Consider the following 24,475-nt stretch of genomic DNA (forward strand, 5'->3'; position numbering starts at 1 on the left):
CGGATCCATCCGTCTCGCGCTGTTATTTGGGAGTAGAAAGATGAAGAAGATCGCCCTTGCCACGGCCCTTTCGGTTGCCGCGACTGCCGGTTTCGCCGGCGGCTACTCGGAGCCGGTCATGGAACCCGAAATCATCGTCCAGGACACCTCGTCCTCGGCCGGTGGCGTCATCGTTCCGATCCTGGCGCTGATCCTGTTTGCGGCCGTCATCGCCGACTGATCGGCGCGACACCGAAACGAAAAAGAAGGCGGTGGGAAACCACCGCCTTCTTTCTTTCGTGCCTGACGTTCCATGGGCGCAGTGTCAGCCCAGCCAGCCGCACAGATGAGCGCGGATCACCTCGCACAGCGCCTCGATATGCTGATCGTCGTCGTTGAGGCAGGGGATATAGGTAAACTCCTCGCCGCCCGCCTCTTCGAAGCTTTCCCGGATCTCCTCGTTGATCTCTTCCAGCGTCTCGATGCAGTCGGCCGAGAAGGCCGGTGCAATAACGGCGATCCTTTTCTTGCCGCGCTCGGCCAGCCGGGCGACCTCTTCCACGGTATAGGGTTGCAGCCATTCCTCGGGGCCGAATCGCGACTGGAAGGTGGTCGTGATCCGGTCATCCGCCCAGCCCAGCCGTTCCTTCAGCAGGCGCGTGGTCTTGAGGCACTGGCAATGATACGGGTCGCCCTCGGTCAGATAGCGCGTCGGCACCCCGTGATAGGAACAGACCAGCACGTCCGGCTTGTGTTCCAGAGCCGCGTAGCCCCGCTCGACCGAGGCGGCCAGCGCGTCGATATAGGCCGGGCTGTCGAAATAGGCGGGCACGGTGCGCACCTGCGGCTGCCATTTCTCGTCCATCAGCGCGCGGAAGAAATGATCGTTCGCGGTGGCCGACGTGGCGCCCGAATATTGCGGGTAAAGCGGGAAGAACAGGATCTTGCGGCAGCCCTTGTCGACCATCTCGCGCACCTTGGATCTGGTCGAGGGGCTGCCATAACGCATGCAGAAATCCACCACGACCTCGCTGCCGAAACTGGCCTCCAGCGCCTCGCGCACCTTGGTGGTCTGCGATTTGGTGATGGTCATCAGGGGGCTTTCGCCCGCCTCGTGATTCCAGATCGACTTGTAGGCTTCGCCCGACGAGAACGGCCGCTTGGTCAGCACCACGAGTTGCAGGATCGGCTGCCAGATCCAGGGCGAATAGTCGATCACCCGCTTGTCCGACAGGAACTCGTTCAGATAGCGCCGCATCGACCAGTAGTCGTAATTGTCCGGCGTGCCGAGATTGGCCAGCAGAATCCCCACCTTCTCGGGCGGAATCCTCGGGTGGTCGGCGGGGGCGTGGGCTGGACGCTGGGTTGTCGCAGAGGACAGACCATCCTTGCTCCCACCTTGCTTGGAGTCGAACATCACGTCTTTTCCGGGATCTCTGTCGGGCTTCAAACTGGAATACCTCAAGCACATAAACGCATTCTGACCGGGGTCAATCCGCCCCCTGGCCGTTTCCGTCGCCAAGCATCCGCTCGGTCGTGCCCAGCGCCTCGGCCAGCCGGGCGCGAGCCGAACCTGGGCGCAACGGCCTGGGTTGCGTGTCCGCAGGCGCCCACCCCGCAAGGTAGATCAATTCCGCGGTTGCGGGGATGCGGCCATCCGGCCCGGCATGCGCCCCGGCATAGCGCCGGGCGGCCTCGGCGAACAGCGCGCGGGGGGCTGTCCGGCGGTGCCGCGCGGCCAGCGCGTTGGTCTCGCCCATCGCGCGCAACTCGCGCATCAGGTGGAAAGGGGTCTGGTAACTCACCATATGCAGAGCAGAATCGGCCACGGGCAGCGCGAATCCCGCGCGTTGCAGCAACCCGCCCAGATCGCGAATCTCGCCCATCGGCAGCACCCGGGGCGACAGCCCGCCGGTCAGCGCCACCTCTGCCTCGGCCAGCGCCGCGCGCAACTCGTGCAGGCTGCGCCCGCCGAACAGAACGCCAAGAAACAGCCCGTCGGGCCGCAGCGCGCGGCGGCATTGCACCAGTTGCCCGACGGGATCGTTCGCCCAGTGCAGGCAGAGCGCATGGATCACAAGATCGTGTGCGCCGTGCTCCAGCGTCAGCGTCTCGTCATCCTCGACAAGCGCCGCGCCGGGAAAGCCGCGTTGCCACGGCTCGGGAAAACCGGTGACGATGGCAGGCGACGTAAAGGTTCTGTTAACCTCGATGAGCCTTTCCTGAATCTCGTCGGCTGCAAGTGCGTGCAGGAACAGCTCGGGCGCGCGGCGGGCGCGGGCACGGTGGCGCCTCAGCGCCGCACGGTCGGTCAGGTCGGGTGGGCTCTGCATCGGGTCTCCGCCAATCGAAGGGCCTATGTAGGGGCGGGGCCGGATGTTTCAAAGCGCATTGCGACTGATCTATCCCCCGCGCTGCGTGTCCTGCGGCGAGATGGTGGAACGCGATTTCGCCCTCTGCATGACCTGCTGGGGCCAGATGGATTTCATCGCCGGGCTGGTCTGCGATTGCTGCGGCACGCCGCTGCCGGGCGAAGATGGCGGCACGCCCGAATATTGCGACGACTGCCTGGCCCGACCGCGGCCCTGGTCGCACGGGCGCGCGGCGCTGCTGTATCGCGACAAGGCGCGCAAGATGGTTCTGTCCTTCAAGCATGCCGACCGGACCGAACTGGCGCGTCCCGCCGCCGAATGGATGCTGCGTGCGGGCCGGGCGATCCTGACGCCCGGGATGGTCGTCGCCCCGGTGCCGCTGCATCGCTGGCGGCTTTTGCGGCGGCGCTACAACCAGGCCGCGCTGTTGTCGCAAGCATTGGCCGAGGGCGCGGGTCTCGCGCATATTCCCGACCTGCTGATCCGCCGTCGCAAGACCCGGGTGCAGGACGGCATGGGGGCCGAGCAACGCTTCGCCAACCTCGCGGGCGCCATCGCCGTGCATCCCCGCCATCGCGAGCGGCTGCGCGATCGCACCGTGCTGCTGGTCGATGACGTCATGACCTCGGGCGCCACGCTGTCGGTGGCGGCCGAGGCCTGTCTTGCCGCCGGGGCCCGAGAGGTGCGGATCCTGGTTCTGGCCCGCGTTGCGAAAGCGTCCTGAACGCCTATAGTACCCGCCAGGCAATGGAAAACGGACCATGAGATCGGTTGAAATCTATACAGCGCCGCTTTGCGGCTATTGCCACGCCGCCAAGCGGTTGTTGCAACAAAAGGGCATCAGCTATTCGGAAATCGACGTGGGCGCGCAGCCCGCGCTGCGTCAGCAGATGATGGCCCGCGCCCATGGTCGCCACACGGTTCCGCAGATCTTCATCGGCGAGACCCATGTGGGCGGCTGCGACGAGCTTTACGCGCTGGACCGGGCGGGCAAGCTCGATCCCTTGCTGGCGGGGTGACGGCGATGCGGGTGGCCCTGATCCAGATGACATCGGGCGATGTGCCCGAGGCCAACATCGCCCCGGCCTGCGAGATGGTGCGCCAGGCGGCGGCGGGCGGTGCGCAATTCGTGATGACGCCCGAGGTGACCAACTGCCTGTCGTCCAGCCGGGCACAGCAGGAAAGCGTCCTGAGCCATGAAGAGGACGACCCGATGCTGTCGGCCCTGCGGCAAGAGGCGGTCAATGCCCGCATCTGGCTGCTGATCGGCTCGCTGGGTCTGAAGACGCATGACCCCGACGGACGCTTCGCCAACCGCTCCTTCCTGATCGCCCCGGACGGGTCCATCGCCGCGAAATACGACAAGATCCACATGTTCGACGTGCAGATCACCGAAACCGAAAGCTACCGCGAATCGGAAGGCTACCGGCCCGGCGACCGCGCGGTGGTGGCGCCGACTCCCTTCGGCAGGATCGGTCTGTCGATCTGCTACGATCTGCGCTTTCCCCATCTCTACCGCGCGCTGGCCCAGGGCGGGGCCGAGATCCTGACCATTCCTGCCGCCTTCTCGCCGGTGACGGGTGCGGCGCATTGGGAAACGCTGCTGCGCGCCCGCGCGATCGAGACCGGATGTTATGTGCTTGCGCCCGCGCAATGCGGGCTGCACCCCGCGACCGAGGGCCGCCCGCGCCGGACCCATGGCCATTCGCTGGCCGTGGCCCCCTGGGGCGAGGTGCTGGCCGATGGCGGCACGGCGCCCGGCATCACCTATGTCCAGATCGACCGGCAGGAGGTGGCGCGCGCCCGGGCCCGCGTGCCCTCGATCACCCATGACCGGCCCTTCGCGCCGCCCTCGTGACCGAGATCGGCGACAGCCTGGCCGTGACGATCTTCAGCGAGATCTTCATGGCCGACCAGCTGGCGCGCAACCGGATCGCGCGGGCGCTGCCCAAGGGGATGGAACTCAGCCATTTCTCGGTCCTGAACCACCTGGCCCGGATCAACGAGGAACGCAGCCCCGCCCAGCTTGCCGCGACCTTCCATGTCACGCGGGGCGCGATGACCAACACGCTGAACCGGCTGGACTGGGCGGGCCATGTCCATATCCGCCCCGACTGGGACGACGCGCGGCGCAAGATGGTCTCGATCAGCCCCTCGGGCCGGGCCGCGCGCGATGTCGCGATCCAGGCCATGACCCCGGTCCTGGCCGAGGCCGTGGCCGATATCGGCGAGGACCGGCTGCGCGCCGCGCTGCCCGTCCTGCGCATGCTGCGCCAGAAGCTGGAAGGCCCGCGCTAGGCGGGCTTCACCGACGCCGTGACGTAGTTCACCGACAGATCCCGGCTCGACAGCGACCAGCCCCAGGTGATCGGGTTGAACACGAAGCCGGTGCGGTCCACAGGTTTCAGCCCGGCCTGTTCCAGCAAGCGGCACAACTCGTCCGGCGTGATGAACTTGGACCATTCATGCGTGCCCTTGGGCAGCCAGCGCATGACATATTCCGCCCCGACAATCGCCATCGCAAAGCTTTTCGGGTTGCGGTTGATCGTCGAACACAGATGCAGCCCGCCCGGTTTCAACAGCTTCCGGCAGGCGGTCAGATAGGCCAGCGGGTCGGACACATGCTCGACCACTTCCATGTTCAGCACCACGTCGAACTGTTCGCCCGCCTCGGCCAGCGCCTCGGCGGTGGTGTGGCGATAGTCGATCATCAGCCCCGATTGTTCGGCATGGATGCGCGCGACGGGAATGTTGCGCGCCGCCGCATCCGCACCCACCACGGTTGCCCCCAGGCGCGCCATCGGCTCGGACAACAGCCCGCCGCCGCAGCCGATATCCAGCAGGCGCAGCCCCCTGAACGGCATCTCGGCCGAAAGGTCACGGTCGAATTCCGCCGCGATCTGGCGGCTGATATAGTCCAGCCGACAGGGGTTGAGCATGTGCAGCGGCTTGAACTTGCCATTCGGATCCCACCATTCGGCGGCCATCGCCTCGAATTTCGCGACTTCCGTGGGGTCGACGGTCGTTTCGGCTCCTTGCATCGCGGGCTCCGTTCCTGTCTTCTGTATCAATGCCCTTGGGGCGTGTGGCTTTCGCGTTATATAGGCGGCGCATGGACAAATCGGCAGGCCAAAAGCGCGCATCGCAACTTCTTTACCCGCCGGTCGATCCGTTCGACCAGCGCATGCTGGACGTAGGCGACGGCCACCGTCTTTATGTCGAGCAATGTGGCCATCCCGACGGCATCCCCGTCGTCGTCCTGCATGGCGGACCCGGCGGCGGGTGCAGCCCGGCGATGCGGCGCTATTTCGATCCCGAGGAATTCCGCATCGTCCTGTTCGATCAGCGCGGCTGCGGCCGCTCGCGGCCGCATGCCAGCGTGTCGGCCAACACCACCTGGCACCTGGTTCGGGACATCGAGGCGATCCGCACCGCGCTGGGCATCGAGCGCTGGGTGCTGTTCGGCGGAAGCTGGGGCGCCACGCTCGCGCTGATCTATGCCCAGACCCATCCCGACCGCGTGGCCTATCTGGCGCTGCGCGGGGTGTTCCTGATGACCCAGGCAGAGCTTGACTGGTTCTATGGCGGCGGCGCGGGGCAGTTCTGGCCCGATCTCTGGGCGCGTTTCGCCGAGATGATCCCCCAGGACGAACGCGGCGACATGATCGGGGCCTATCATCGGCGACTGTTCTCGGGCGACCTGATGATGGAGACGCGCTTTGCCCGCGCCTGGGCATCCTGGGAAAACGCGCTGGCCTCGATCGACCACGAAGGCCCGCTGGGCGAGGCGCCGGCCGATTACGCCCGCGCCTTTGCCCGGCTCGAGAATCACTATTTCCGCAATCGCGGCTTTCTGGACCGGGACGGGCAGCTTCTGCAGGACATCCCCCTGATCGCGCATATCCCCGCAACCATCGTGCAGGGCCGTTACGACATGGTCTGCCCGCCCGCCGCCGCCTGGCGGCTGGCTGAACGCTGGGGCCGGGCGGATCTGCGGATGGTGCCGCTGGCCGGGCATGCCCTGTCCGAACCCGGGATCAGCGCCGAGTTGGTACGCACCATGCACGGCGTCCAGCGGCAAGCGGCGGCCTTGGGGCTGTGAGCATCAACATCCGCTTCTGGGACAGGCTTGCACGCCGCTACGCGCGCATGCCGCTGCGCGATCCCGAAACCTATGAGCGCAAGCTGGCGATGACCCGCGCCCATCTTGCCCCCGGCGCGCGCGTGTTCGAGATCGGCTGCGGCACCGGCACGACCGCGCTCAAACACGCCCCCCATGCGGGCCATGTCACCGCCATCGACTGTTCCGCCAACATGATCGGGATCGCGCGCGACAAGGCCGCGGCCGAAGGCATCGCCAATGTCACCTTCGAAGTCGCCAGCCTTGAGGACATGCCCGACACGCCCGGCGCCTGGGACATGGTGATGGCGCATAACGTGCTGCACCTCTTGCCCGACCGCCCCGGCGCGCTGCTGCGCATCCACCGCATGCTGAAACCCGGCGGCGCGTTCGTCTCCTCCACCGCCTGCGCCGCGCGCGCGCCCTGGGCATTCCGCGCCATCGTCCGGACCGGCCACGCGCTGCGCCTGCTGCCGCTGTTCAACTTCCTGACCGAGGACGGGCTGAAGGCCGAGATCGAGGCCGCCGGGTTCGAGATCGCCGAGGAATGGCTGCCGCCTGGCGGCCGGTCGGCGCTGTTCCTGATCGCGCGGAAGAAAAACGAGCTACCGAGAGGTCCATCGTAGAGAGGGAGAGCCATGAAAGGCGAAGGCTGGAGTCTTGGCCCTGTGTGGGTTGGCCTAATTTCGTTGGTTGTTGCTACGGTCTCCTTTTTTGTTGGTGTCAATCAAGGCATTGAGGCCGCGCCAGAAGTGGCAGCAGCCGAGCGCGAAAGTGCAGAGTCGTTCCAGCGCTGGGTGGAGGAAGAATCAGAAAAAAGGCCTTGGTATCCTAGCGACCGATACGAGGCTTGTGACCGGATGTTTGAGTGGGCAGCGGACATCATTGATCAGGAGAGAATGGAGCAGATGCGGAACGAAGAGCCAATTGGCGATCCATATCGTGATCGCTAGCGGCTTGCGTCATTGATCCCGCCGAACAATCTCCTTGCACAAACGCCCCGTTCCGCCTATATCGCCCTCAACAACGGCGGTTCGGCCTCCACACCCGATCCTCCACCGGTGAGTTTCGCACGGGCCGTTGGCCCGTTTTTTTGTGTCTGGAACAGCCATGTCCGACCTCATCGCCAAGACTGCCATGGACCGGCGCCTTGCCGGAATCCTGACCCCCGTGATCGAGGGGCTGGGGTTCGAGCTGGTGCGCATCCGGTTGATGGGCGGCAATACCAAGACGCTGCAGATCATGGCCGAACGCCCCGAAGGCGGCATCGAGGTGGACGAATGCGCCCGGATCTCGACCGCGGTCTCGGCCGTTCTGGATGTCGAGGACCCGCTCGAGGACGCCTATACGCTGGAGGTGTCCAGCCCCGGCATCGACCGCCCCTTGACCCGGCTCAAGGATTTCGCGGTCTGGGAGGGCCATGAGGCAAAGATCGAGACGACCGAGATGATCGACGGCCGCCGCCGCTTCAAGGGCGTGCTGGCCGGTGTCGAGAATGACGAGGTGCTGATCGAGATCGACGGGCCGGACGGGCAGCCGGTGACCATCGGGCTGGAGTATGACTGGCTGTCGGACGCCAAGCTTGTGCTGACCGACGAACTGATCCGCGAGATGCTGCGCGCCCGCAAGGCCGCCGGCATCATCGACGAGGACGATTTTGACGAGATCGAGACGGACGAGGGTTCCGTCGCGCAGGAGGACTGAGACATGGCGATTACCTCTGCCAACCAGCTTGAACTGCTCCAGACCGCCGAGGCGGTGGCGCGGGAAAAGATGATCGACCCCGATCTGGTGGTGCAGGCGATGGAAGAATCCCTCGCCCGGGCCGCCAAGTCGCGCTACGGCTCGGAAATGGACATCCGCGTGTCCATCGACCGCAAGACCGGCCGGGCGACCTTCACCCGGGTGCGCACCGTGGTCGAGGATGACGCGCTGGAGAATTACCAGGCCGAACTGACCGTCGCGCAGGCCAAACAGTTTCTCGACGATCCCAAGGTTGGCGATACCATCGTGGACGAGGTGCCGCCCGTCGAAATGGGCCGGATCGCCGCGCAAAGCGCCAAGCAGGTGATCCTGCAGAAGGTCCGCGAGGCCGAGCGCGACCGCCAGTTCGAGGAATTCAAGGACCGCGTCGGCACGATCATCAACGGCCAGGTCAAGCGCGAGGAATACGGCAACGTCATCGTCGATATCGGCCGGGGCGAGGGCATCCTGCGCCGCAACGAAAAGATCGGCCGCGAAAGCTATCGCCCGAACGATCGCATCCGCTGCTTCATCAAGGATGTCCGCCGCGAAACCCGCGGCCCGCAGGTGTTCCTGAGCCGCACCGCGCCCGAGTTCATGGCCGAACTCTTCAAGATGGAAGTGCCGGAAATCTACGACGGCATCATCGAGATCAAGGCCGTGGCCCGCGACCCGGGCAGCCGCGCCAAGATCGCCGTGATTTCCTATGACAACTCGATCGACCCCGTGGGCGCCTGCGTCGGGATGCGCGGCAGCCGCGTGCAGGCCGTCGTGAACGAGCTTCAGGGCGAGAAGATCGACATCATCCCCTGGAACGAGGATCAGGCCACCTTCCTGGTGAACGCGCTGCAACCCGCCGAGGTCAGCAAGGTCGTCATCGACGAGGAGGCCGGCAAGATCGAGGTCGTGGTCCCCGACGAGCAGCTATCGCTGGCCATCGGTCGGCGCGGCCAGAACGTGCGACTGGCCAGCCAGCTGACCGGGCTCGACATCGACATCATGACCGAGGCCGAGGAAAGCCAGCGCCGCCAGGCCGAGTTCGAGGAACGCACGCGGCTCTTCATGGACACGCTGGACCTTGACGAGTTCTTCGCCCAGCTCCTGGTCTCGGAAGGCTTCACCAATCTCGAAGAGGTGGCCTATGTCGATCTCGACGAGCTTCTGGTGATCGAGGGCGTGGACGAGGACACCGCCGGAGAGCTTCAGGCCCGCGCCCGCGACCATCTCGAAGAGCAGAATCGCAAGGCGTTGGAACATGCCCGTGAACTGGGCGTCGAGGACAGCCTGGTTGAATTCGAGGGCCTGACGCCCCAGATGCTCGAAGCACTGGCCGAGGACGGCATCAAGACGCTTGAGGACTTCGCCACCTGCGCCGACTGGGAACTGGCCGGCGGCTGGACCACGGTCGATGGCCAGCGGGTCAAGGATGACGGTATCCTCGAAAAGTTCGACATGTCGCTGGAAGAGGCACAGACCCTGGTGATGACCGCGCGGGTTCTGCTGGGCTGGGTCGATCCCACCGAGATCGAGGACGACGCCGAGGACGAGGCCGACGCCGAAGAGGAAGAGGGCGAAGAGGAGGCCGGAGCCTGATCCAGGGCTCCGGGGGGCCGACATGGGCCGAGCAGGCGCGCGAAAACCTGACGGCGAGCCGGAGCGGCGCTGCATCGCCACCGGCGAGGTGCAGCCGAAGGCGGGGCTGATCCGCTTCGTCGTCGGCCCCGACGACCAGATCGTGCCTGACCTTGCGGCCAAGCTGCCCGGCCGGGGCATCTGGGTCGCGGCGGATCGCGACGCGCTGGAGCTGGCGGTCCGCAAGCGGCTGTTCGCGCGGGCGGCGAAACGGCAGGTCAGCCTGCCCGAGGGGCTTGTCGATCTGGTCGAGGCCGGGCTGTTGCGCCGGGTGGTCGAGGGGCTGTCGCTGGCGCGCAAGGCCGGGCAGGCGGTGGTCGGGTATGAAAAGGTCAAGGGCTGGCTCGACAGCGGCCAGGCCGCCGTTCTGGTCCAGGCCAGCGACGGGTCGGAACGGGGCAAGACCAAGCTCAGGCCCCCGCAGCGCGAGGGCGCCTATATCGACTGCCTGACCGCCCGGGAAATCGGTTTGGCTTTCGGCCGGGAACATGTGATACATGGCGCGCTTGCGGCTGGCGGACTCACGGAACGTGTAGTAGAGGATGCCGCCAAGCTTTCGGGCGTCCGCAAGTGGATCGGGGGAGAGACCCCCGGAAAGGGTTGAAGACCGAATGAGCGATACTGACGGCAAGAAGACACTGGGTTTGCGTGGCGGCTCGCGGTCCGGCCAGGTGAAGCAGAGCTTCAGCCATGGCCGTACCAAGAACGTGGTCGTCGAGACCAAGCGCAAGCGCGTGGTCGTGCCCAAGCCCGGTGCAGCCAAGACTGGCGGGGCCGCCGGAGGGGGCGCGTCGGGCGGCGACCCGGCCAAGCGTCCTGCCGGCATCTCCGATTCCGAGATGGAGCGCCGTCTGAGGGCTTTGCAGGCCGCCAAGGCGCGCGAGGCCGATGAGGCCATCCAGCGCGAGGAAGACGAAAAGCGTCGCGAGGAAGAGCGCCAGCGTCGCCGCGAAGAGGCCGAGGCGAAGGAGCGCGAGCAGCGCGAGATCGAAGAGGCCGCGCGCCGCAAGTCCGAAGAGGAAGAAGAGCGCCGTCGCAAGGAAAGCGATGCCGCCGCTGCCGCTGCCAAACCCGCCGCCAAGCCCGTCGAGGCGCCTGCTGCCGCAGAGGCTGCGGTCGATCCGGCCAAGGCCGGTGCCAAGGCCGGGCTGCGCAAACCCGAGCGCGAGCGTGATCGGGTCGAGGAGCGCCCGGCCCGCGCCAAGGCCAAGGACGACGCCCGCAGGTCGGGCAAGCTGACCGTGAACCAGGCGCTGGCGGGCGGCGAGGGCGGCCGTCAGCGGTCGCTCGCCGCGATGAAGCGCAAGCAGGAACGGCTGCGCCAGAAGGCGATGGGCGGGGCCGATGCCCGCGAGAAGGTCGTGCGCGACGTGCAGGTGCCCGAGACCATCGTGGTCCAGGAACTGGCCAACCGGATGGCCGAACGCGCCGCCGACGTGGTCAAGGCCCTGATGAAGATGGGCATGATGGTGACCCAGAACCAGACGATCGACGTGGATACCGCCGAGCTGATCGTCGAGGAATTCGGCCACCGGATCGTGCGCGTGTCCGATTCCGACGTCGAGGACGTGATCGACACCGTCGACGACAAGGCCGAGGATCTCGAGCCGCGCCCGCCGGTCATCACGATCATGGGCCATGTCGACCACGGCAAGACCTCGCTGCTGGACGCGATCCGCGACGCCAAGGTCGTTGCGGGCGAGGCCGGCGGCATCACCCAGCATATCGGCGCCTATCAGGTTCAGACCGATGGCGGCGCCACGCTGACCTTCCTCGACACGCCCGGCCACGCGGCGTTCACGTCCATGCGCGCCCGCGGCGCGCAGGTGACGGATATCGTCGTGCTTGTGGTCGCCGCCGACGACGCGGTGATGCCGCAGACCGTCGAGGCGATCAACCACGCCAAGGCCGCCAAGGTGCCGATGATCGTGGCGATCAACAAGATCGACAAGCCCTCGGCCAACCCGACCAAGGTGCGCACCGACCTGTTGCAGCACGAGGTGGTGGTCGAGCAGATGTCGGGCGAGGTCCAGGATGTCGAGGTCTCGGCGATCACCGGCCAGGGGCTGGACGAATTGCTGGAAGCCATCGCGCTTCAGGCCGAGATCCTCGAACTCAAGGCAAACCCGAGCCGCGCCGCCGAAGGCGCCGTGATCGAGGCGCAGCTCGACGTGGGCCGCGGCCCGGTCGCGACCGTGCTGGTCCAGAAGGGCACCCTGCGGAAGGGCGACATCTTCGTCGTGGGCGAGCAATGGGGCAAGGTCCGCGCGCTCATCAACGACAAGGGCGAGCGCGTCGAGGAGGCCGGTCCCTCGGTTCCGGTCGAGGTGCTGGGCCTGAACGGCACGCCCGAGGCGGGCGACGTCCTGAACGTGGTCGAGACCGAGGCCCAGGCCCGCGAGATCGCCGAATACCGCGAGTCCAAGTCCAAGGAGAAGCGCGCCGCCGCCGGGGCCGCCACGACGCTGGAACAGCTCATGGCCAAGGCCAAGGAGGACCAGAACGTCGCCGAGCTGCCGATCCTGGTCAAGGCCGACGTGCAGGGCTCGGCCGAGGCGATCGTCCAGGCGATGGAAAAGATCGGCAATGACGAGGTGCGCGTGCGCGTGCTGCATGCCGGTGTCGGCGCCATCACCGAAAGCGATGTGGGCCTTGCCGAGGCGTCCGGCGCCCCGATCATGGGCTTCAACGTGCGTGCCAACGCCCCCGCCCGCAGCGCCGCCAACCAGAAGGGCGTCGAGATCCGCTATTACAGCGTGATCTACGATCTCGTGGACGATGTGAAGGCGGCGGCCTCGGGCCTGCTGTCGGCCGAGATCCGCGAGACCTTCATCGGCTACGCCCAGATCCGCGAGGTCTTCAAGGTCTCGAATGTCGGCAAGGTTGCGGGCTGTCTGGTCACCGAAGGCGTGGCGCGGCGCTCCGCCGGGGTGCGCCTGCTGCGCGACAACGTGGTGATCCACGAAGGCACGCTGAAGACGCTCAAGCGCTTCAAGGACGAGGTGGCAGAGGTCCAGTCGGGCCAGGAATGCGGCATGGCCTTCGAGAATTACGACGACATCCGCCAGGGCGACATCATCGAGATCTTCGAACGCCAGGAGGTCGAGCGCAAGCTCGCCTGATCCCGCGGCCAGAGCGAACCACCAAGGGGGCGTCCATCATCGGGCGCCCCTTTTCGTCATCGACCCTCGGTCGGGATGCCGCTGCCTCAGGCGGCCTTGTTGACCGGCTTGCCCGTGTAAAGCCGGTCGCCCACCCGCACCACGATCCGACCGTCCGGGCGGCGCGCCACGAACGATCCCTGAACCGACACGCAGGATCCGAGTACGATAGTCTGGATCATCGAACTTGCCTCGAATGAAAACGATTCGTTTCTAACCCCGATATGGCCAAGAACGAAACTTTCTTTCGCCACAGGTTGTCCTGATGCGCGAAATCTCGCCTATACCGGGATCCGGCCCCCGCGGCGGCCCGCTACAGCCAATCCCGAAGCACGGGGATCAGCGGCAGATCGGCGGGCGGCATCGGATAGCTGCGCAGATCCTTCGCGCGCACCCAGGCCAGCGCCTGCCCCTCCTGCCCATGGGGCTGGCCTTCCCATTTGCGGCAGGCGAACAGCGGCATCAGCAGGTGGAAATCCTCGTAGCTGTGGCTGGCGAAACTCAGCGGCGCAAGGCAGCTGGCCCATGTGTCGATGCCCAGCTCCTCCTTCAGCTCGCGCATCAGCGCCGCCTCGGGCGTTTCGCCCGGCTCGACCTTGCCGCCGGGAAACTCCCACAGGCCCGCCATCGACTTGCCCTCGGGCCGTTGCGCCAGCAGCACGCGGCCGTCCGAATCGACCAGCGCGACGGCCGCGACAAGAACGACCTTCACGACCGGTAATCGGCGTTGATGTCGATATAGCGATGCGTCAGGTCACAGGTCCAGACCGTCGCCGCCCCGGTGCCCAGGCCCAGATCCACCCCGATCGCCAGTTCCGCGCGCCGCATATAGGCCGCGCCCGCCTCCTCGGCATAGCCCTCGGCGACCAGGCCCTTCTCGGCCACCAGGATATCGCCGAACCGGATCGCCAGCAGGTCGCGGTCGGCCTTCGCCCCCGACTTGCCCACCGCCATCACGATCCGGCCCCAGTTCGGATCCTCGCCCGCGATCGCCGTCTTGACCAGCGGCGAATTGGCAATCGCCATCGCCACCTTCCTGGCATCCGCCGCGTTCGCCGCGCCGGTCACCGCGATCTCGACGAACTTGGTCGCCCCCTCGCCATCGCGCACCACCTGTTGCGCCAGATCCAGCATCACGCCGCGCAGCGCCTCCTGAAAGGCGCGGGCGGACGCGCTGCGCAGATCGGTGATCTCGGGCGCCCTGGACTTGCCCGTGGCCGCCAGCAGCAGCGTGTCGGAGGTCGAGGTATCGCCATCGACCGTGATGCAGTTGAAGGTCTCGTCGGTCAGCCGCGCCAGCATCCGCTGCAGGGGTGCCTGTGCGATCTTCGCATCGGTGAACAGATAGACCAGCATCGTCGCCATGTCGGGCGCGATCATCCCCGATCCCTTGGCGATGCCCGCGATCCTGACCTCGTGCCCCTCGATCTCGACCGTCGCGGTGGCCCCCTTGGGGAAGGTGTCGGTCGTCATGATCGCCCGCGCCGCCTGGCCCAGCGCATCGGGCGACAACCGCGCGGCCAGATCCTCCAGCACGGCAGTGATCCGTTCATGCGGCAGCGGCTCGCCGATCACGCCCGTCGAACTGGTGAAGACCCGCCCCTCGGGCACGCCAGCGGCCTGCGCCACACCCGCCGTGATCGCCTGCACCGCCTCCACCCCCCGCGCGCCGGTAAAGGCGTTCGAGTTGCCCGAATTCACCAGGATCGCCGCCCCCTGCCGCGGCCCGGGCGTGGCGCCGATCTTGGCCTCGCAATCCAGAACCGGCGCGGACCGCGTGGCCGAGCGGGTGAAGACCCCGGCCACCGTCGTCCCCGGCGCAAGCCGGGCCAGCATCACATCCAGCCGCCCCTTGTAGCGCACCCCCGCCTCGGCGGCGGCGAACTCGGCGCCCGCGATCACCGGCAGGACGGGAAAGCCGCCCGCAGGGGCCAGCGGCGAAACGGAGGCTGCGCGCGCAACCGGCGCGGCCACGCCCGCTGCCAGTTCCTGCCGCAGACGCTCCAATTCGCGCTTCAGCGGCTTGACCTTCGCCTTGGTGATCTTCTTCTCGATCTTCTTCTTCGACTTGGCCATCGCCGTCCCTCTGCTGCGTGCCGGATCAGTTGTCCAGAAGTTCGCGGTTCTTCAACACCGCGGGGTCGATCTCGATCTCGGCGCGGCTTATCTCGGCCTCGGCGGCATAGCGTTCCAGGGCCGCCTCCATCGCGTCGCGCTGGATCTGCTGCACGATGCTTTCGCGCACCTCGTCCAGCGCCGGGGCATCCTTCAGCCGACTTTCATGCAGCTTGACCAGATGCCAGCCGAATTGCGTCTCGAACGGACCGGCGACCGTGCCGGGCTCCATCGCGACCACCACATCCTCGAAGGATTGCACCATCATGCCCTTGGTGAACCAGCCCAGTTCGCCGCCCATCGGCCCCGAACTGTCGATCGAGGTCGACTTGGCCAGCTCGGCGAAATCGGCGCCGTCCTGCACCTCGGCCATGGCCGCCTGCGCCTCTTCCTCGGTCTCGACCAGGATATGCGCGGCGCGGTATTCCGGCGTGGGCTCGGCGCCCGCAAAGGCGGCCTCATAGGCCGCCTGGATGGCCTCCTCGGTCGCTGCCTCCTCGGCCGCGCGGCCCAGCGCCTCGCCCGCAAGGAAGGAGCGGCGTTCATTGTCCAGCGCCAGCCGCGCACCCAGCGACAGCTCGCCGCCGGTCTGCTCGGCCACCGCGGTTTGCCGGATCAACTGGTCCAGGATCGCCTGGTACAGCGTGTCGTCGGGCAGCGCCTGGTATTCCGGCGGCAATTGCGCGCGCATGACGATCATGTGCCCAAGCGTGATCTCGGTCGCGCCCACGCGGGCCACGACGGTTCCGGGGCCGATCTCCTCGGCCGCCGCCGGCAGGGCCAGCCCGGCAACGAGGGCAAGCGCAAGCAGCGGTTTAGCAGGTCTGGACATGGGCAACTCCTTTCGTGCCGCGCGCTTGGCGACGTTGACTCCAATCTGGCGGCCCCTTACATCGCGGGTGGTCCTTGGGGCCGCTCCTCAGTCTGAGGCCACTTCTATTGCCGCATCGACAGGCGGGCAAGGCGTCCGTCGAACAACATCCCTTGAGACAGCCGCCGCGGAGAGAACATGCTGGGCATCGGAACAGTCACCCGTAAGGTCTTTGGCACCAGGAACGACCGCACGGTCAAGAAGGTGCGCCCGCTGGTGGCCCGCATCAACGAGCTGGAGCCCGAGTTCCAGGCGCTGACCGACGAGGGGATCAAGGCCAAGACGCAGGAATTCATGCGCCGCTGCGCCGAGGGCGAGGATCTGGACGACCTGCTGCCCGAGGCCTTCGCCAATTGCCGCGAGGCCGCGCGCCGCGCGCTGGGCCTGCGCGCCTTCGACGTGCAGCTAGTCGGCGGCATCTTCCTGCATCGCGGCAACATCGCCGAGATGAAGACCGGCGAGGGCAAGACGCTGGTCGCGACCTTCCCCGCCTATCTGAACGCGCTGACCGGCAAGGGTGTGCATATCGTCACGGTCAACGATTACCTCGCCAAGCGCGACGCCGAATGGATGAGCAAGGTCTTCGCCCATCTCGGCATGACGACCGGCGTGGTCTATCCTTGGCAGCCCGATGACGAGAAGCGCGCCGCCTACCGCGCCGACATCACCTATGGCACGAACAACGAGCTTGGCTTCGACTACCTGCGCGACAACATGAAGGCCGAGCTCAAGGACATGTCCCAGCGCGGCCACCATTTCGCGATCGTCGACGAGGTCGACTCGATCCTGATCGACGAGGCGCGCACGCCGCTCATCATCTCGGGGCCCAGCCAGGACCGCTCGGAACTTTACGTCGCGATGGACAAGGTCGTGCCCGACCTGACCGAAGAGCATTACAAGATCGACGAGAAGACCCGGATCGTCACCTTCACCGAAGAAGGCAACGAGTTCATGGAGGAGCGCCTGCACCAGGTCGGCCTCCTGCCCGAGGGCCAGTCGCTCTACGATCCCGAAAGCACGACCATCGTCCACCACGCGACCCAGGCGCTCAAGGCGCACAAGCTGTTCCTCAAGGACAAGGACTACATTGTCCGCGACGGCGAGGTGATGCTGATCGACGAGTTCACCGGCCGCATGATGCGCGGCCGCCGCCTGTCCGAGGGGCTGCACCAGGCCATCGAGGCCAAGGAGGGCGTCAAGATCCAGCCCGAGAACGTGACGCTGGCCTCTGTCACCTTCCAGAACTATTTCCGCCTCTACGACAAGCTGGCAGGCATGACCGGCACCGCGGCCACCGAGGCCGAGGAGTTCATGCAGATCTACGGCCTTGGCGTGGTCGAGATCCCCACCAACCGTCCCATCGCCCGCCAGGACGAACATGACGCCGTCTACCGCACCGCGCGAGAGAAGTTCGAGGCCATCGTCGCCTCGATCAAGGAGGCGCATGAAAAGGGCCAGCCGGTTCTGGTCGGCACCACCTCGATCGAGAAATCCGAGAAACTGTCGGAACTCCTGAAAAAGGACAAGGTCCCCCACAACGTCCTGAACGCCCGCCACCACGAACAGGAGGCCCAGATCGTTGCCGATGCGGGCCGCTTCGGCGCGGTGACCATCGCCACCAACATGGCCGGGCGCGGCACCGACATCCAGCTGGGCGGCAATGTCGAGATGAAGGTGATGGAGGCGCTGAACGCCGACCCCGAGGCGCATCCCGACGAGATCCGCGCCCGGATCGAGGCCGAACATGCGGACGAGAAGAAAAAGGTGCTGGAGGCGGGTGGGCTGTTCGTGCTCGGCACCGAACGCCACGAATCGCGCCGCATCGACAACCAGTTGCGCGGTCGTTCGGGCCGTCAGGGCGATCCGGGGCGGTCGGCCTTCTTCCTCTCGCTCGAAGACGACCTGATGCGTATCTTCGGCTCGGACCGTCTGGACAAGGTGCTGTCCTCGCTGGGCATGAAGGAAGGCGAGGCCATCGTTCACCCCTGGGTGAACAAGTCGCTGGAAAAGGCCCAGGCCAAGGTCGAGGGCCGCAACTTCGACATCCGCAAGCAATTGCTCAAGTTCGACGACGTGATGAACGAGCAGCGCAAGGTCATCTTCGGCCAGCGACTGGAAATCATGGAGGCCGCCGACCTGTCCGAGATCGTGCAGGACATGCGCCACCAGGTGATCGACGATCTGGTGGAAACCTACATGCCGCCGAAATCCTATGCCGATCAGTGGGATATCGACGGTCTGCACGAGGCGCTGGCCGAGCAGTTGAGCCTTGACGCGCCGGTGGCCGCCTGGGCCGACGAAGAGGGCGTGGACGATGCCGAGATCCGCGAGCGGCTGTGCGACGCCGCCGACGAGGCGATGGCGGTCAAGGCGGCGCAGTTCGGCCCCGAGGTCATGCGCAACATCGAAAAGCAGATCCTGCTCCAGACCATCGACACCAAATGGCGCGAACACCTGCTGACGCTGGAACATCTGCGTTCGGTCGTGGGCTTCCGCGGCTATGCCCAGCGTGATCCGCTGAACGAATACAAGACCGAGTCCTTCACCCTGTTCGAGTCGATGCTCAACGCGCTGCGCGAGGATGTCAGCCGCAAGCTGGGCCAGATCCGGCCGCTGACCGAGGAAGAGCGCGGCGCCATGCTGCGCCAGCTTGCCGAGCAGCAGCAGCAACTGGCCCAGGCCGCCGAGGGGGCAAGCGCCGAACATGCCGCCGCCCCCGGGGCGGCCCCGCAAGTGCCCGAAGGCGCGGTCGAGGGCTTCGACGAGACCCGGCCCGAAACCTGGGGCCGCCCGGGGCGCAACGATGCCTGCCCCTGCGGCTCGGGGCGCAAGTTCAAGCATTGCCATGGCCAGCTTGTCTGAGCGGTTCCCGACAGGCGAGGATCCGGTGTTGAAAAATCGTCCTCCACACCGGAAACTCGCCGCCAACTGAGGCGGTCAGGGCCTTCTTGCCATGCGCTTGTTCCGATGCGCGGCGCTGGCCGCCGCGCTGCTCTCCCTTCCCGTCGCCCCCGCCCGGGCGCAGGACGTCACGCTCAGTTCGCGTGACGGATCGGTCGAGATCAGCGGCACGCTGATCGGCTTCGACGGCGAATTCTACCGCGTCGACACGATCTATGGCCCGCTCACGCTCGACGGGCAGGGCGTCATCTGCACCGGCCCCGGCTGCCCCGGGATCGAGGCCCATGTCGCGCGCTTCCGCCTGTCCGGCACGCCCGTCCTGGGCGAGGTGCTGATGCCCGCCCTGATCGAGACCTATGCCGACCAGCATGGCCTGTCCGTCACCCGCGACCGTGACGGGCCGGGCCTGCGCTTCGTTCTCAGCGACCGCGCCGCCGGTCATCCCGTGGCCGAGATCGACCTGAGCCTCGTCAGCACCGAAGAGGGCTTCGCCGACCTGCTGGCAGAGACCGCCGATATCGTCATGGCCGCCCGCGAACCGCGCCCCGACGAGATCCGGCGACTGCGCGAGGCGGGCTTCGGCGACCTTTCCGATCCCGCCCGCCGCCGCGTCGTGGCGCTGGATGCCATCGTGCCGGTCGTCGCGCCCGGCCATCCGGTGCAGGAAATCGCCATCGACGCGATGATCGGCATCCTCACCGGCCAGATCACCGACTGGTCGGAACTCGGCGGCCCCGACGCGCCGCTGACGGTGCATCTGCTCGACCGGCAGGACGGGTTGCAGCAGGCCATCGCCCTGCGGCTGCTCGACGGCGCATCACCCACCCCCGCCGCCCGCCGCCATTCCGGCGCCGCCGCGCTGTCGGCCGCGGTCGCCGCCGATCCGCTGGGCGTCGGGCTGACCCGCGTCTCGGCACTGGGCGACGCGCAGCAGGTGCCGCTGACCGGCGGCTGTGGCCTGCGCCTGGTTGCAAACCGCCAATCGGTCAAGACCGAGGATTACCCCTTCGTCGCGCCGCTGTTCCTCTATACCACCGCCCGCAGGCAGCAGCTTTTCGCGCGCGAGTTCCTCGACTGGCTGGATACGGCCCCCGCGCAACTGGTGATCCGGCGCGCGGGTTTCGTCGACCAGTTGCGCGACACCATTCCCTTCGGCCGCCAGGGCGACCGGCTGGGCCTCGCCATCGCCCAGGCCGGACCCGAGGTGACGCTGTCCGACTTGCAGCGCCTTGTCGCGGCGCTGGCGGGGGCGCAACGGCTGAGCACCACATTCCGCTTCCGCGAGGGCGGCTCGGCGGAGCTCGACGCGCAATCCTTCGGCAATATCGGCGCGCTGGCCCGCGCGCTTGAGGCCGGGGTCTTCGACGGGCGCACCCTGATCTTTGCGGGATTCACCGATGGCGACGGACCGGCCGAGGCCAATCTGGGAATCGCGCGGCTCCGGGCCGAGGCGGTGCATGACGCGGTGCGGGCGGTGGCGACCGCCGCCGACCTGTCGCGCGTGGCGCTCAGGGTCGAGGCGTTCGGCGAAGCCCTGCCCATCGCCTGCGACAACAGCGCCTGGGGCGGGTTCATCAACCGCCGGGTCGAGGTCTGGCTGCGCTGAGGCTAGATATAGCCCTCGGCGCGCAGGCTGATCTCGCGCGCCTTGCCGACGATGATGTGATCGTGCAGCACGATCCCCAGCGCCGTGCAGCCCGCCGCGATCTGCCCGGTCATCGCGATATCCGATTCCGACGGCGTCGGGTCGCCCGAAGGGTGGTTATGCACCAGGATCAGTGCCGAGGCGTTCAGCTCCAGTGCCCGCTTGACGACCTCGCGGGGATAGACCGGCACATGATCGACCGTGCCGCGCGCCTGTTCCTCGTCGGCGATCAGGATGTTCTTGCGGTCAAGGAACAGCACCCGGAACTGTTCGGTCTGGCGATGCGCCATCGAGGTGCGGCAATAATCCAGCAGCGCGTCCCAGCTTGAAATCACCTGCCGATGCATGATTCGGGCGCGCGCCAGCCGATGCGCCGACGCCTCGACCAGCTTCAGTTCGACCAGCACCGCCTCGCCCACGCCGATCACCTCGCGCAGCCGGGCGGTGGGGGCCGACAGTACCGCGTTGAAATCGCCGAACCGTTCCAGCAACGCGCGGGCCAGCGGCTTGACGTCCTGGCGCGGGATGGCGCGGAACAGCAGCATCTCCAGCAATTCGTAATCCGGCATCGCATCGGCACCCCCCTCCATGAAGCGGGTGCGTAACCGCTGCCGATGATCGCGCAGGTAGGAGGGCGGCCGGTCGGCCTGCGACAGCGGCACCGGCCGCGCCTCGGCAAAGAGCGGCAGCGGCGGTTCGGAAAAGCTCTGGGTGTCACGCGGGCGAGTCATACCCCGAGCCTAGGGAAATCATGCTGAACGAAGGATTAACGCCACAGCAGAATCCGCGGCCTCAGCCTTTCATCCCGTCCCAGAAACTCTTGACCTTGCGAAAGAAGGACGACCCCTCGGGATTGTTCTCCTCGCTCAGTTCCTCGAACTCGCGCAGCAATTCCTTTTGCCGGGTGGTCAGGTTGACCGGCGTCTCGACCGCAAGCTCGATCAGCAGATCGCCCTGCCCGCCGCCGCGCAGCCCCGGCATGCCCTTGCCGCGCAGGCGCATCTGCTTGCCCGACTGGCTGCCCTCGGGCACCTTCACGCGCGAGCGTCCGCCGTCGATCGTGGGCACCTCGATCTCGCCGCCCAGCGCCGCACCCGCCATCGAGACCGGCACCCGGCAATACAGCGTCATGCCGTCACGCTCGAACAGCGGGTGATCGGCCACCTCGATGAAGATATACAGATCCCCCGGCGGCCCGCCGCGCAATCCCGCCTCGCCCTCTCCGGCCAGCCGGATCCGCGTGCCGGTCTCGACGCCCGGGGGGATGTTGACCGACAGCGCGCGTTCGCGTTCCACCCGGCCCGCCCCGCCGCAGGACTTGCAGGGGTTCTTGATGATCTGGCCCATCCCGCCGCAGGTCGGGCAGGTGCGCTCGACGGTAAAGAACCCCTGCTGGGCGCGCACCTTGCCCATGCCCGCACAGGTCGGGCAGGTCGCGGGCTCCGCGCCGCCTTCGGCCCCGGTGCCGCTACAGGCATCGCAGCCGACAGACCCGGGCACGGTGATCTTCTTCTGCAGGCCGCGAAAGGCGTCTTCCAGCGTGATCCGCAGGTTGTAGCGCAGATCCGAGCCGCGCGTGGCGCGCTGGCGCCCGCCGCCGCCCATGAAATCGCCGAACAGGTCGTCGAACACGTTCGAGAAGGCCGAGGCGAAATCGCCCCCGCCGAATCCCGGGCCCCCGCGCGGCCCGCCCATGCCCCCCTCGAAGGCGGCATGGCCGAAACGGTCATAGGCGGCCTTCTTGTCGGGATCCTTCAGCGTCTCGTAGGCCTCGTTGACTTCCTTGAACTGGGCCTCGGCCTTGGGATTGTCCGCGTTGCGGTCGGGATGCAGTTCCTTGGCCTTCGTGCGGTAGGCCTTCTTGATCTCGTCGGCCGAGGCGCCGCGGGCGATGCCCAGGACCTCGTAGAAATCGCGCTTTGCCATCGGCTATTCCCCTGTCCGGAATGCGCGGGGCCGGCCCGGTTTCCCGGACCGGCCACCTGGGTTCCGGTCGTTTCCTACGAGCGCTTCCTGTCGTCGTCGAGATCCTCGAACTCGGCATCGACGATCCCTTCGTCCGGGCCCTCATCCGCGCCGCGGGGCGCATCGTCGGTCTCCTGCTGCTGGGCCTTGTAGATCGCTTCGCCCAGCCGCATCGCCGCCTCGGACACGTTCTGGATGCCGCCCCGGATCTTGCCGACATCGTCGGTTTCCAGCGTGTCGCGCAGCGCCGCGACGGCCAGTTCGATCGCCTCGACGGTCGATGGATCGACCTTGTCGCCATGCTCCTCGATCGACTTCTCGGTCGAGTGGATCAGGCTTTCGGCCTGGTTCCGGGTCTCGACCAGTTCGCGCCGCGCCTTGTCGGCCTCGGCATTGGATTCGGCATCGCGCACCATCTGCTCGATCTCGTCATCGGACAGACCGCCCGAGGCCTGGATCGTGATCTTCTGCTCCTTGCCGGTGCCCTTGTCCTTGGCGCTGACCGACACGATGCCGTTGGCGTCGATGTCGAAGGTCACCTCGATCTGCGGCATGCCGCGCGGTGCGGGCGGGATGTCCTCCAGGTTGAACTGGCCCAGCATCTTGTTGTCGGCCGCCATCTCGCGCTCGCCCTGGAACACCCGGATCGTCACGGCGTTCTGGTTGTCCTCGGCGGTCGAGAAGATCTGCGATTTCTTGGTCGGGATCGTCGTGTTGCGGTCGATCAGCCGGGTGAACACGCCGCCCAGCGTCTCGATGCCCAGCGACAGCGGCGTGACGTCCAGCAGCACCACGTCCTTGACATCGCCCTGCAGCACGCCCGCCTGGATCGCGGCGCCCATCGCCACCACCTCGTCGGGGTTCACGCCCTTGTGCGGCTCCTTGCCGAAGAACTTGGTGACTTCCTCGATCACCCGCGGCATCCGCGTCATGCCGCCGACCAGCACGACCTCGTCGATATCCGAGGTCGACAGGCCCGCATCCTTCAGCGCCGCCTGGCAGGGCTTGATAGAGTTCTTGATGAGGTCCGCCACCAGGCTTTCCAGCTTGGCGCGGGTCAGCTTCATCACCAGGTGCAGCGGCGTGCCGCTGTTCTTGTCCATCGAGATGAAGGGCTGGTTGATCTCGGTCTGCGAGGCCGAGGACAGCTCGATCTTGGCCTTCTCGGCGGCTTCCTTCAGCCGTTGCAGCGCCATCTTGTCCTTGCTCAGGTCGACGCCGTGTTCCTTCTTGAACTCTTCGGCCAGGTAGGCAACGATCCGCATGTCGAAGTCTTCGCCGCCGAGGAACGTGTCCCCGTTGGTCGATTTCACCTCGAACAGCCCGTCGTCGATTTCCAGGATCGTGATGTCGAAGGTGCCGCCGCCCAGGTCATAGACCGCGATGGTGCGGGTTTCCTTCTTGTCCAGCCCATAGGCCAGCGCGGCCGCGGTGGGCTCGTTGATGATGCGCAGAACCTCAAGCCCGGCGATCTTGCCCGCATCCTTGGTCGCCTGGCGCTGGGCGTCGTTGAAATAGGCCGGAACGGTGATGACGGCCTGCGTCACGGTCTCGCCCAGATAGCTTTCGGCGGTTTCCTTCATCTTCTGCAGGATGAAGGCCGAGACCTGGCTGGGGCTGTATTTCTCGCCGCGCACCTGCACCCAGGCATCGCCATTGCCGCCATCGACGATGGCATAGGGGACGTGCTTGCGGTCCTTCTCGACTTCCGCATCGTCGGCCCGCCGCCCGATCAGGCGCTTGACGGCAAAGATCGTGTTCTCGGGGTTGGTGACGGCCTGCCGCTTGGCGGGCTGGCCCACAAGACGTTCGGATTCGGTGAAGGCGACGATCGAGGGGGTCGTGCGCGCGCCCTCGGCATTCTCGATCACCCGGGGTTGCGAGCCGTCCATGATGGCGACGCAGGAATTGGTGGTCCCAAGGTCGATCCCGATGACTTTGGCCATGTCTGTTACCTCTTCTTCGGCGATG

General features: G+C 66.7%; 24 protein-coding genes. 14 read left to right on the top strand and 10 right to left on the bottom strand.

Annotation, left to right across the window (positions count from 1 at the left end):
- Positions 1 to 40 precede the first annotated feature (40 nt).
- Entirely contained in the window at positions 41 to 220 is a 180-nt protein-coding gene (locus EV216_RS12060; protein WP_132695781.1) for a hypothetical protein, read from the top strand.
- A gap of 84 nt (positions 221 to 304) precedes the next feature.
- Here EV216_RS12060 and hemH read toward each other — a convergent pair whose 3' ends face one another.
- Positions 305 to 1,396 carry a ferrochelatase gene (gene hemH, locus EV216_RS12065; RefSeq protein WP_132695782.1) on the bottom strand — a complete coding sequence of 364 codons (1,092 nt, stop codon included), beginning with the start codon at positions 1,394 to 1,396 and terminating at the stop codon, positions 305 to 307.
- Positions 1,397 to 1,469: 73 nt separating this feature from the next.
- Entirely contained in the window at positions 1,470 to 2,312 is an 843-nt protein-coding gene (locus EV216_RS12070; protein WP_132695783.1) for a methyltransferase domain-containing protein, read from the bottom strand.
- A gap of 43 nt (positions 2,313 to 2,355) precedes the next feature.
- Here EV216_RS12070 and EV216_RS12075 point away from each other — a divergent pair, with 43 nt between their 5' ends.
- Genes EV216_RS12075 through EV216_RS12090 form a run of 4 tightly spaced genes read left to right on the top strand, consistent with a single transcriptional unit; the run spans position 2,356 to position 4,649 of the window.
- Complete coding sequence (locus EV216_RS12075) at positions 2,356 to 3,075, top strand: ComF family protein (protein ID WP_132695784.1); 720 nt, start codon at positions 2,356 to 2,358, stop codon at positions 3,073 to 3,075.
- Between the two features lie 37 nt (positions 3,076 to 3,112).
- A complete protein-coding gene (gene grxC / locus EV216_RS12080; protein ID WP_132695785.1) occupies positions 3,113 to 3,370 on the top strand; it encodes a glutaredoxin 3 in 258 nt (85 codons plus the stop codon).
- Positions 3,371 to 3,375: 5 nt separating this feature from the next.
- Complete coding sequence (locus tag EV216_RS12085; RefSeq protein WP_132695786.1) at positions 3,376 to 4,209, top strand: carbon-nitrogen hydrolase family protein; 834 nt, start codon at positions 3,376 to 3,378, stop codon at positions 4,207 to 4,209.
- Positions 4,206 to 4,649, top strand: a complete 444-nt coding sequence (locus tag EV216_RS12090; RefSeq protein WP_165899235.1) for a MarR family winged helix-turn-helix transcriptional regulator — start codon at positions 4,206 to 4,208, stop codon at positions 4,647 to 4,649. Before EV216_RS12085 ends, EV216_RS12090 begins: the two co-directional genes overlap by 4 nt.
- On the opposite strand, the gene ubiG is transcribed toward EV216_RS12090, so the two are convergent.
- A complete protein-coding gene (gene ubiG / locus EV216_RS12095) occupies positions 4,646 to 5,392 on the bottom strand; it encodes a bifunctional 2-polyprenyl-6-hydroxyphenol methylase/3-demethylubiquinol 3-O-methyltransferase UbiG (protein WP_132695787.1) in 747 nt (248 codons plus the stop codon). The two genes, EV216_RS12090 and ubiG, sit on opposite strands and share 4 nt — an antisense overlap.
- A gap of 71 nt (positions 5,393 to 5,463) precedes the next feature.
- Here ubiG and pip point away from each other — a divergent pair, with 71 nt between their 5' ends.
- From pip to infB, 7 genes are all read left to right on the top strand, one after another.
- A complete protein-coding gene (gene pip / locus EV216_RS12100) occupies positions 5,464 to 6,453 on the top strand; it encodes a prolyl aminopeptidase (protein ID WP_132695788.1) in 990 nt (329 codons plus the stop codon).
- Positions 6,450 to 7,097, top strand: coding sequence for a class I SAM-dependent methyltransferase (locus EV216_RS12105; RefSeq protein WP_132695789.1), 648 nt, complete (start codon positions 6,450 to 6,452; stop codon positions 7,095 to 7,097). The genes pip and EV216_RS12105 overlap by 4 nt, the downstream gene beginning before the upstream one ends.
- Before the next feature lie 12 nt (positions 7,098 to 7,109).
- A complete protein-coding gene (locus EV216_RS12110; protein ID WP_132695790.1) occupies positions 7,110 to 7,424 on the top strand; it encodes a hypothetical protein in 315 nt (104 codons plus the stop codon).
- Positions 7,425 to 7,581: 157 nt separating this feature from the next.
- Positions 7,582 to 8,175: a ribosome maturation factor RimP gene (gene rimP / locus EV216_RS12115; protein WP_132695791.1), complete on the top strand. Its 594-nt coding sequence runs from the start codon at positions 7,582 to 7,584 to the stop codon at positions 8,173 to 8,175.
- Between the two features lie 3 nt (positions 8,176 to 8,178).
- Positions 8,179 to 9,807: a transcription termination factor NusA gene (nusA, locus tag EV216_RS12120; RefSeq protein ID WP_132695792.1), complete on the top strand. Its 1,629-nt coding sequence runs from the start codon at positions 8,179 to 8,181 to the stop codon at positions 9,805 to 9,807.
- A 22-nt stretch (positions 9,808 to 9,829) separates the two neighbouring features.
- Entirely contained in the window at positions 9,830 to 10,450 is a 621-nt protein-coding gene (locus EV216_RS12125) for an RNA-binding protein (protein WP_132695793.1), read from the top strand.
- Between the two features lie 7 nt (positions 10,451 to 10,457).
- Positions 10,458 to 12,968, top strand: coding sequence for a translation initiation factor IF-2 (infB, locus tag EV216_RS12130; RefSeq protein WP_132695794.1), 2,511 nt, complete (start codon positions 10,458 to 10,460; stop codon positions 12,966 to 12,968).
- 86 nt (positions 12,969 to 13,054) lie between these two features.
- Here infB and EV216_RS18790 read toward each other — a convergent pair whose 3' ends face one another.
- The 4 genes from EV216_RS18790 to EV216_RS12145 form a co-directional block, all read right to left on the bottom strand.
- Complete coding sequence (locus tag EV216_RS18790; protein ID WP_279388215.1) at positions 13,055 to 13,189, bottom strand: hypothetical protein; 135 nt, start codon at positions 13,187 to 13,189, stop codon at positions 13,055 to 13,057.
- A 131-nt stretch (positions 13,190 to 13,320) separates the two neighbouring features.
- Positions 13,321 to 13,719: an 8-oxo-dGTP diphosphatase MutT gene (gene mutT, locus EV216_RS12135; RefSeq protein ID WP_132695795.1), complete on the bottom strand. Its 399-nt coding sequence runs from the start codon at positions 13,717 to 13,719 to the stop codon at positions 13,321 to 13,323.
- Complete coding sequence (gene argJ / locus EV216_RS12140; protein ID WP_132695796.1) at positions 13,716 to 15,083, bottom strand: bifunctional glutamate N-acetyltransferase/amino-acid acetyltransferase ArgJ; 1,368 nt, start codon at positions 15,081 to 15,083, stop codon at positions 13,716 to 13,718. Before argJ ends, mutT begins: the two co-directional genes overlap by 4 nt.
- Before the next feature lie 25 nt (positions 15,084 to 15,108).
- Positions 15,109 to 15,954, bottom strand: a complete 846-nt coding sequence (locus EV216_RS12145; RefSeq protein ID WP_132695797.1) for a peptidylprolyl isomerase — start codon at positions 15,952 to 15,954, stop codon at positions 15,109 to 15,111.
- A gap of 177 nt (positions 15,955 to 16,131) precedes the next feature.
- Between EV216_RS12145 and secA the strand changes: the two genes are divergently transcribed.
- Together secA and EV216_RS12155 are read left to right on the top strand one after the other, a co-directional pair.
- Positions 16,132 to 18,855, top strand: a complete 2,724-nt coding sequence (secA, locus tag EV216_RS12150; RefSeq protein WP_132695798.1) for a preprotein translocase subunit SecA — start codon at positions 16,132 to 16,134, stop codon at positions 18,853 to 18,855.
- A gap of 91 nt (positions 18,856 to 18,946) precedes the next feature.
- Positions 18,947 to 20,500 carry a phosphate ABC transporter substrate-binding/OmpA family protein gene (locus EV216_RS12155; protein ID WP_132695799.1) on the top strand — a complete coding sequence of 518 codons (1,554 nt, stop codon included), beginning with the start codon at positions 18,947 to 18,949 and terminating at the stop codon, positions 20,498 to 20,500.
- Positions 20,501 to 20,502: 2 nt separating this feature from the next.
- On the opposite strand, the gene radC is transcribed toward EV216_RS12155, so the two are convergent.
- From radC to dnaK, 3 genes are all read right to left on the bottom strand, one after another.
- On the bottom strand, positions 20,503 to 21,270 hold the full coding sequence (radC, locus tag EV216_RS12160; RefSeq protein WP_132695800.1) for a RadC family protein: 768 nt from the start codon (positions 21,268 to 21,270) through the stop codon (positions 20,503 to 20,505).
- 61 nt (positions 21,271 to 21,331) lie between these two features.
- Entirely contained in the window at positions 21,332 to 22,465 is a 1,134-nt protein-coding gene (dnaJ, locus tag EV216_RS12165; protein ID WP_132695801.1) for a molecular chaperone DnaJ, read from the bottom strand.
- 74 nt (positions 22,466 to 22,539) lie between these two features.
- On the bottom strand, positions 22,540 to 24,450 hold the full coding sequence (gene dnaK / locus EV216_RS12170) for a molecular chaperone DnaK (RefSeq protein WP_132695802.1): 1,911 nt from the start codon (positions 24,448 to 24,450) through the stop codon (positions 22,540 to 22,542).
- Between the last annotated feature and the right edge of the window lie 25 nt (positions 24,451 to 24,475).

This window comes from Rhodovulum steppense, from assembly GCF_004339675.1.
Classification (GTDB): domain Bacteria; phylum Pseudomonadota; class Alphaproteobacteria; order Rhodobacterales; family Rhodobacteraceae; genus Rhodovulum; species Rhodovulum steppense.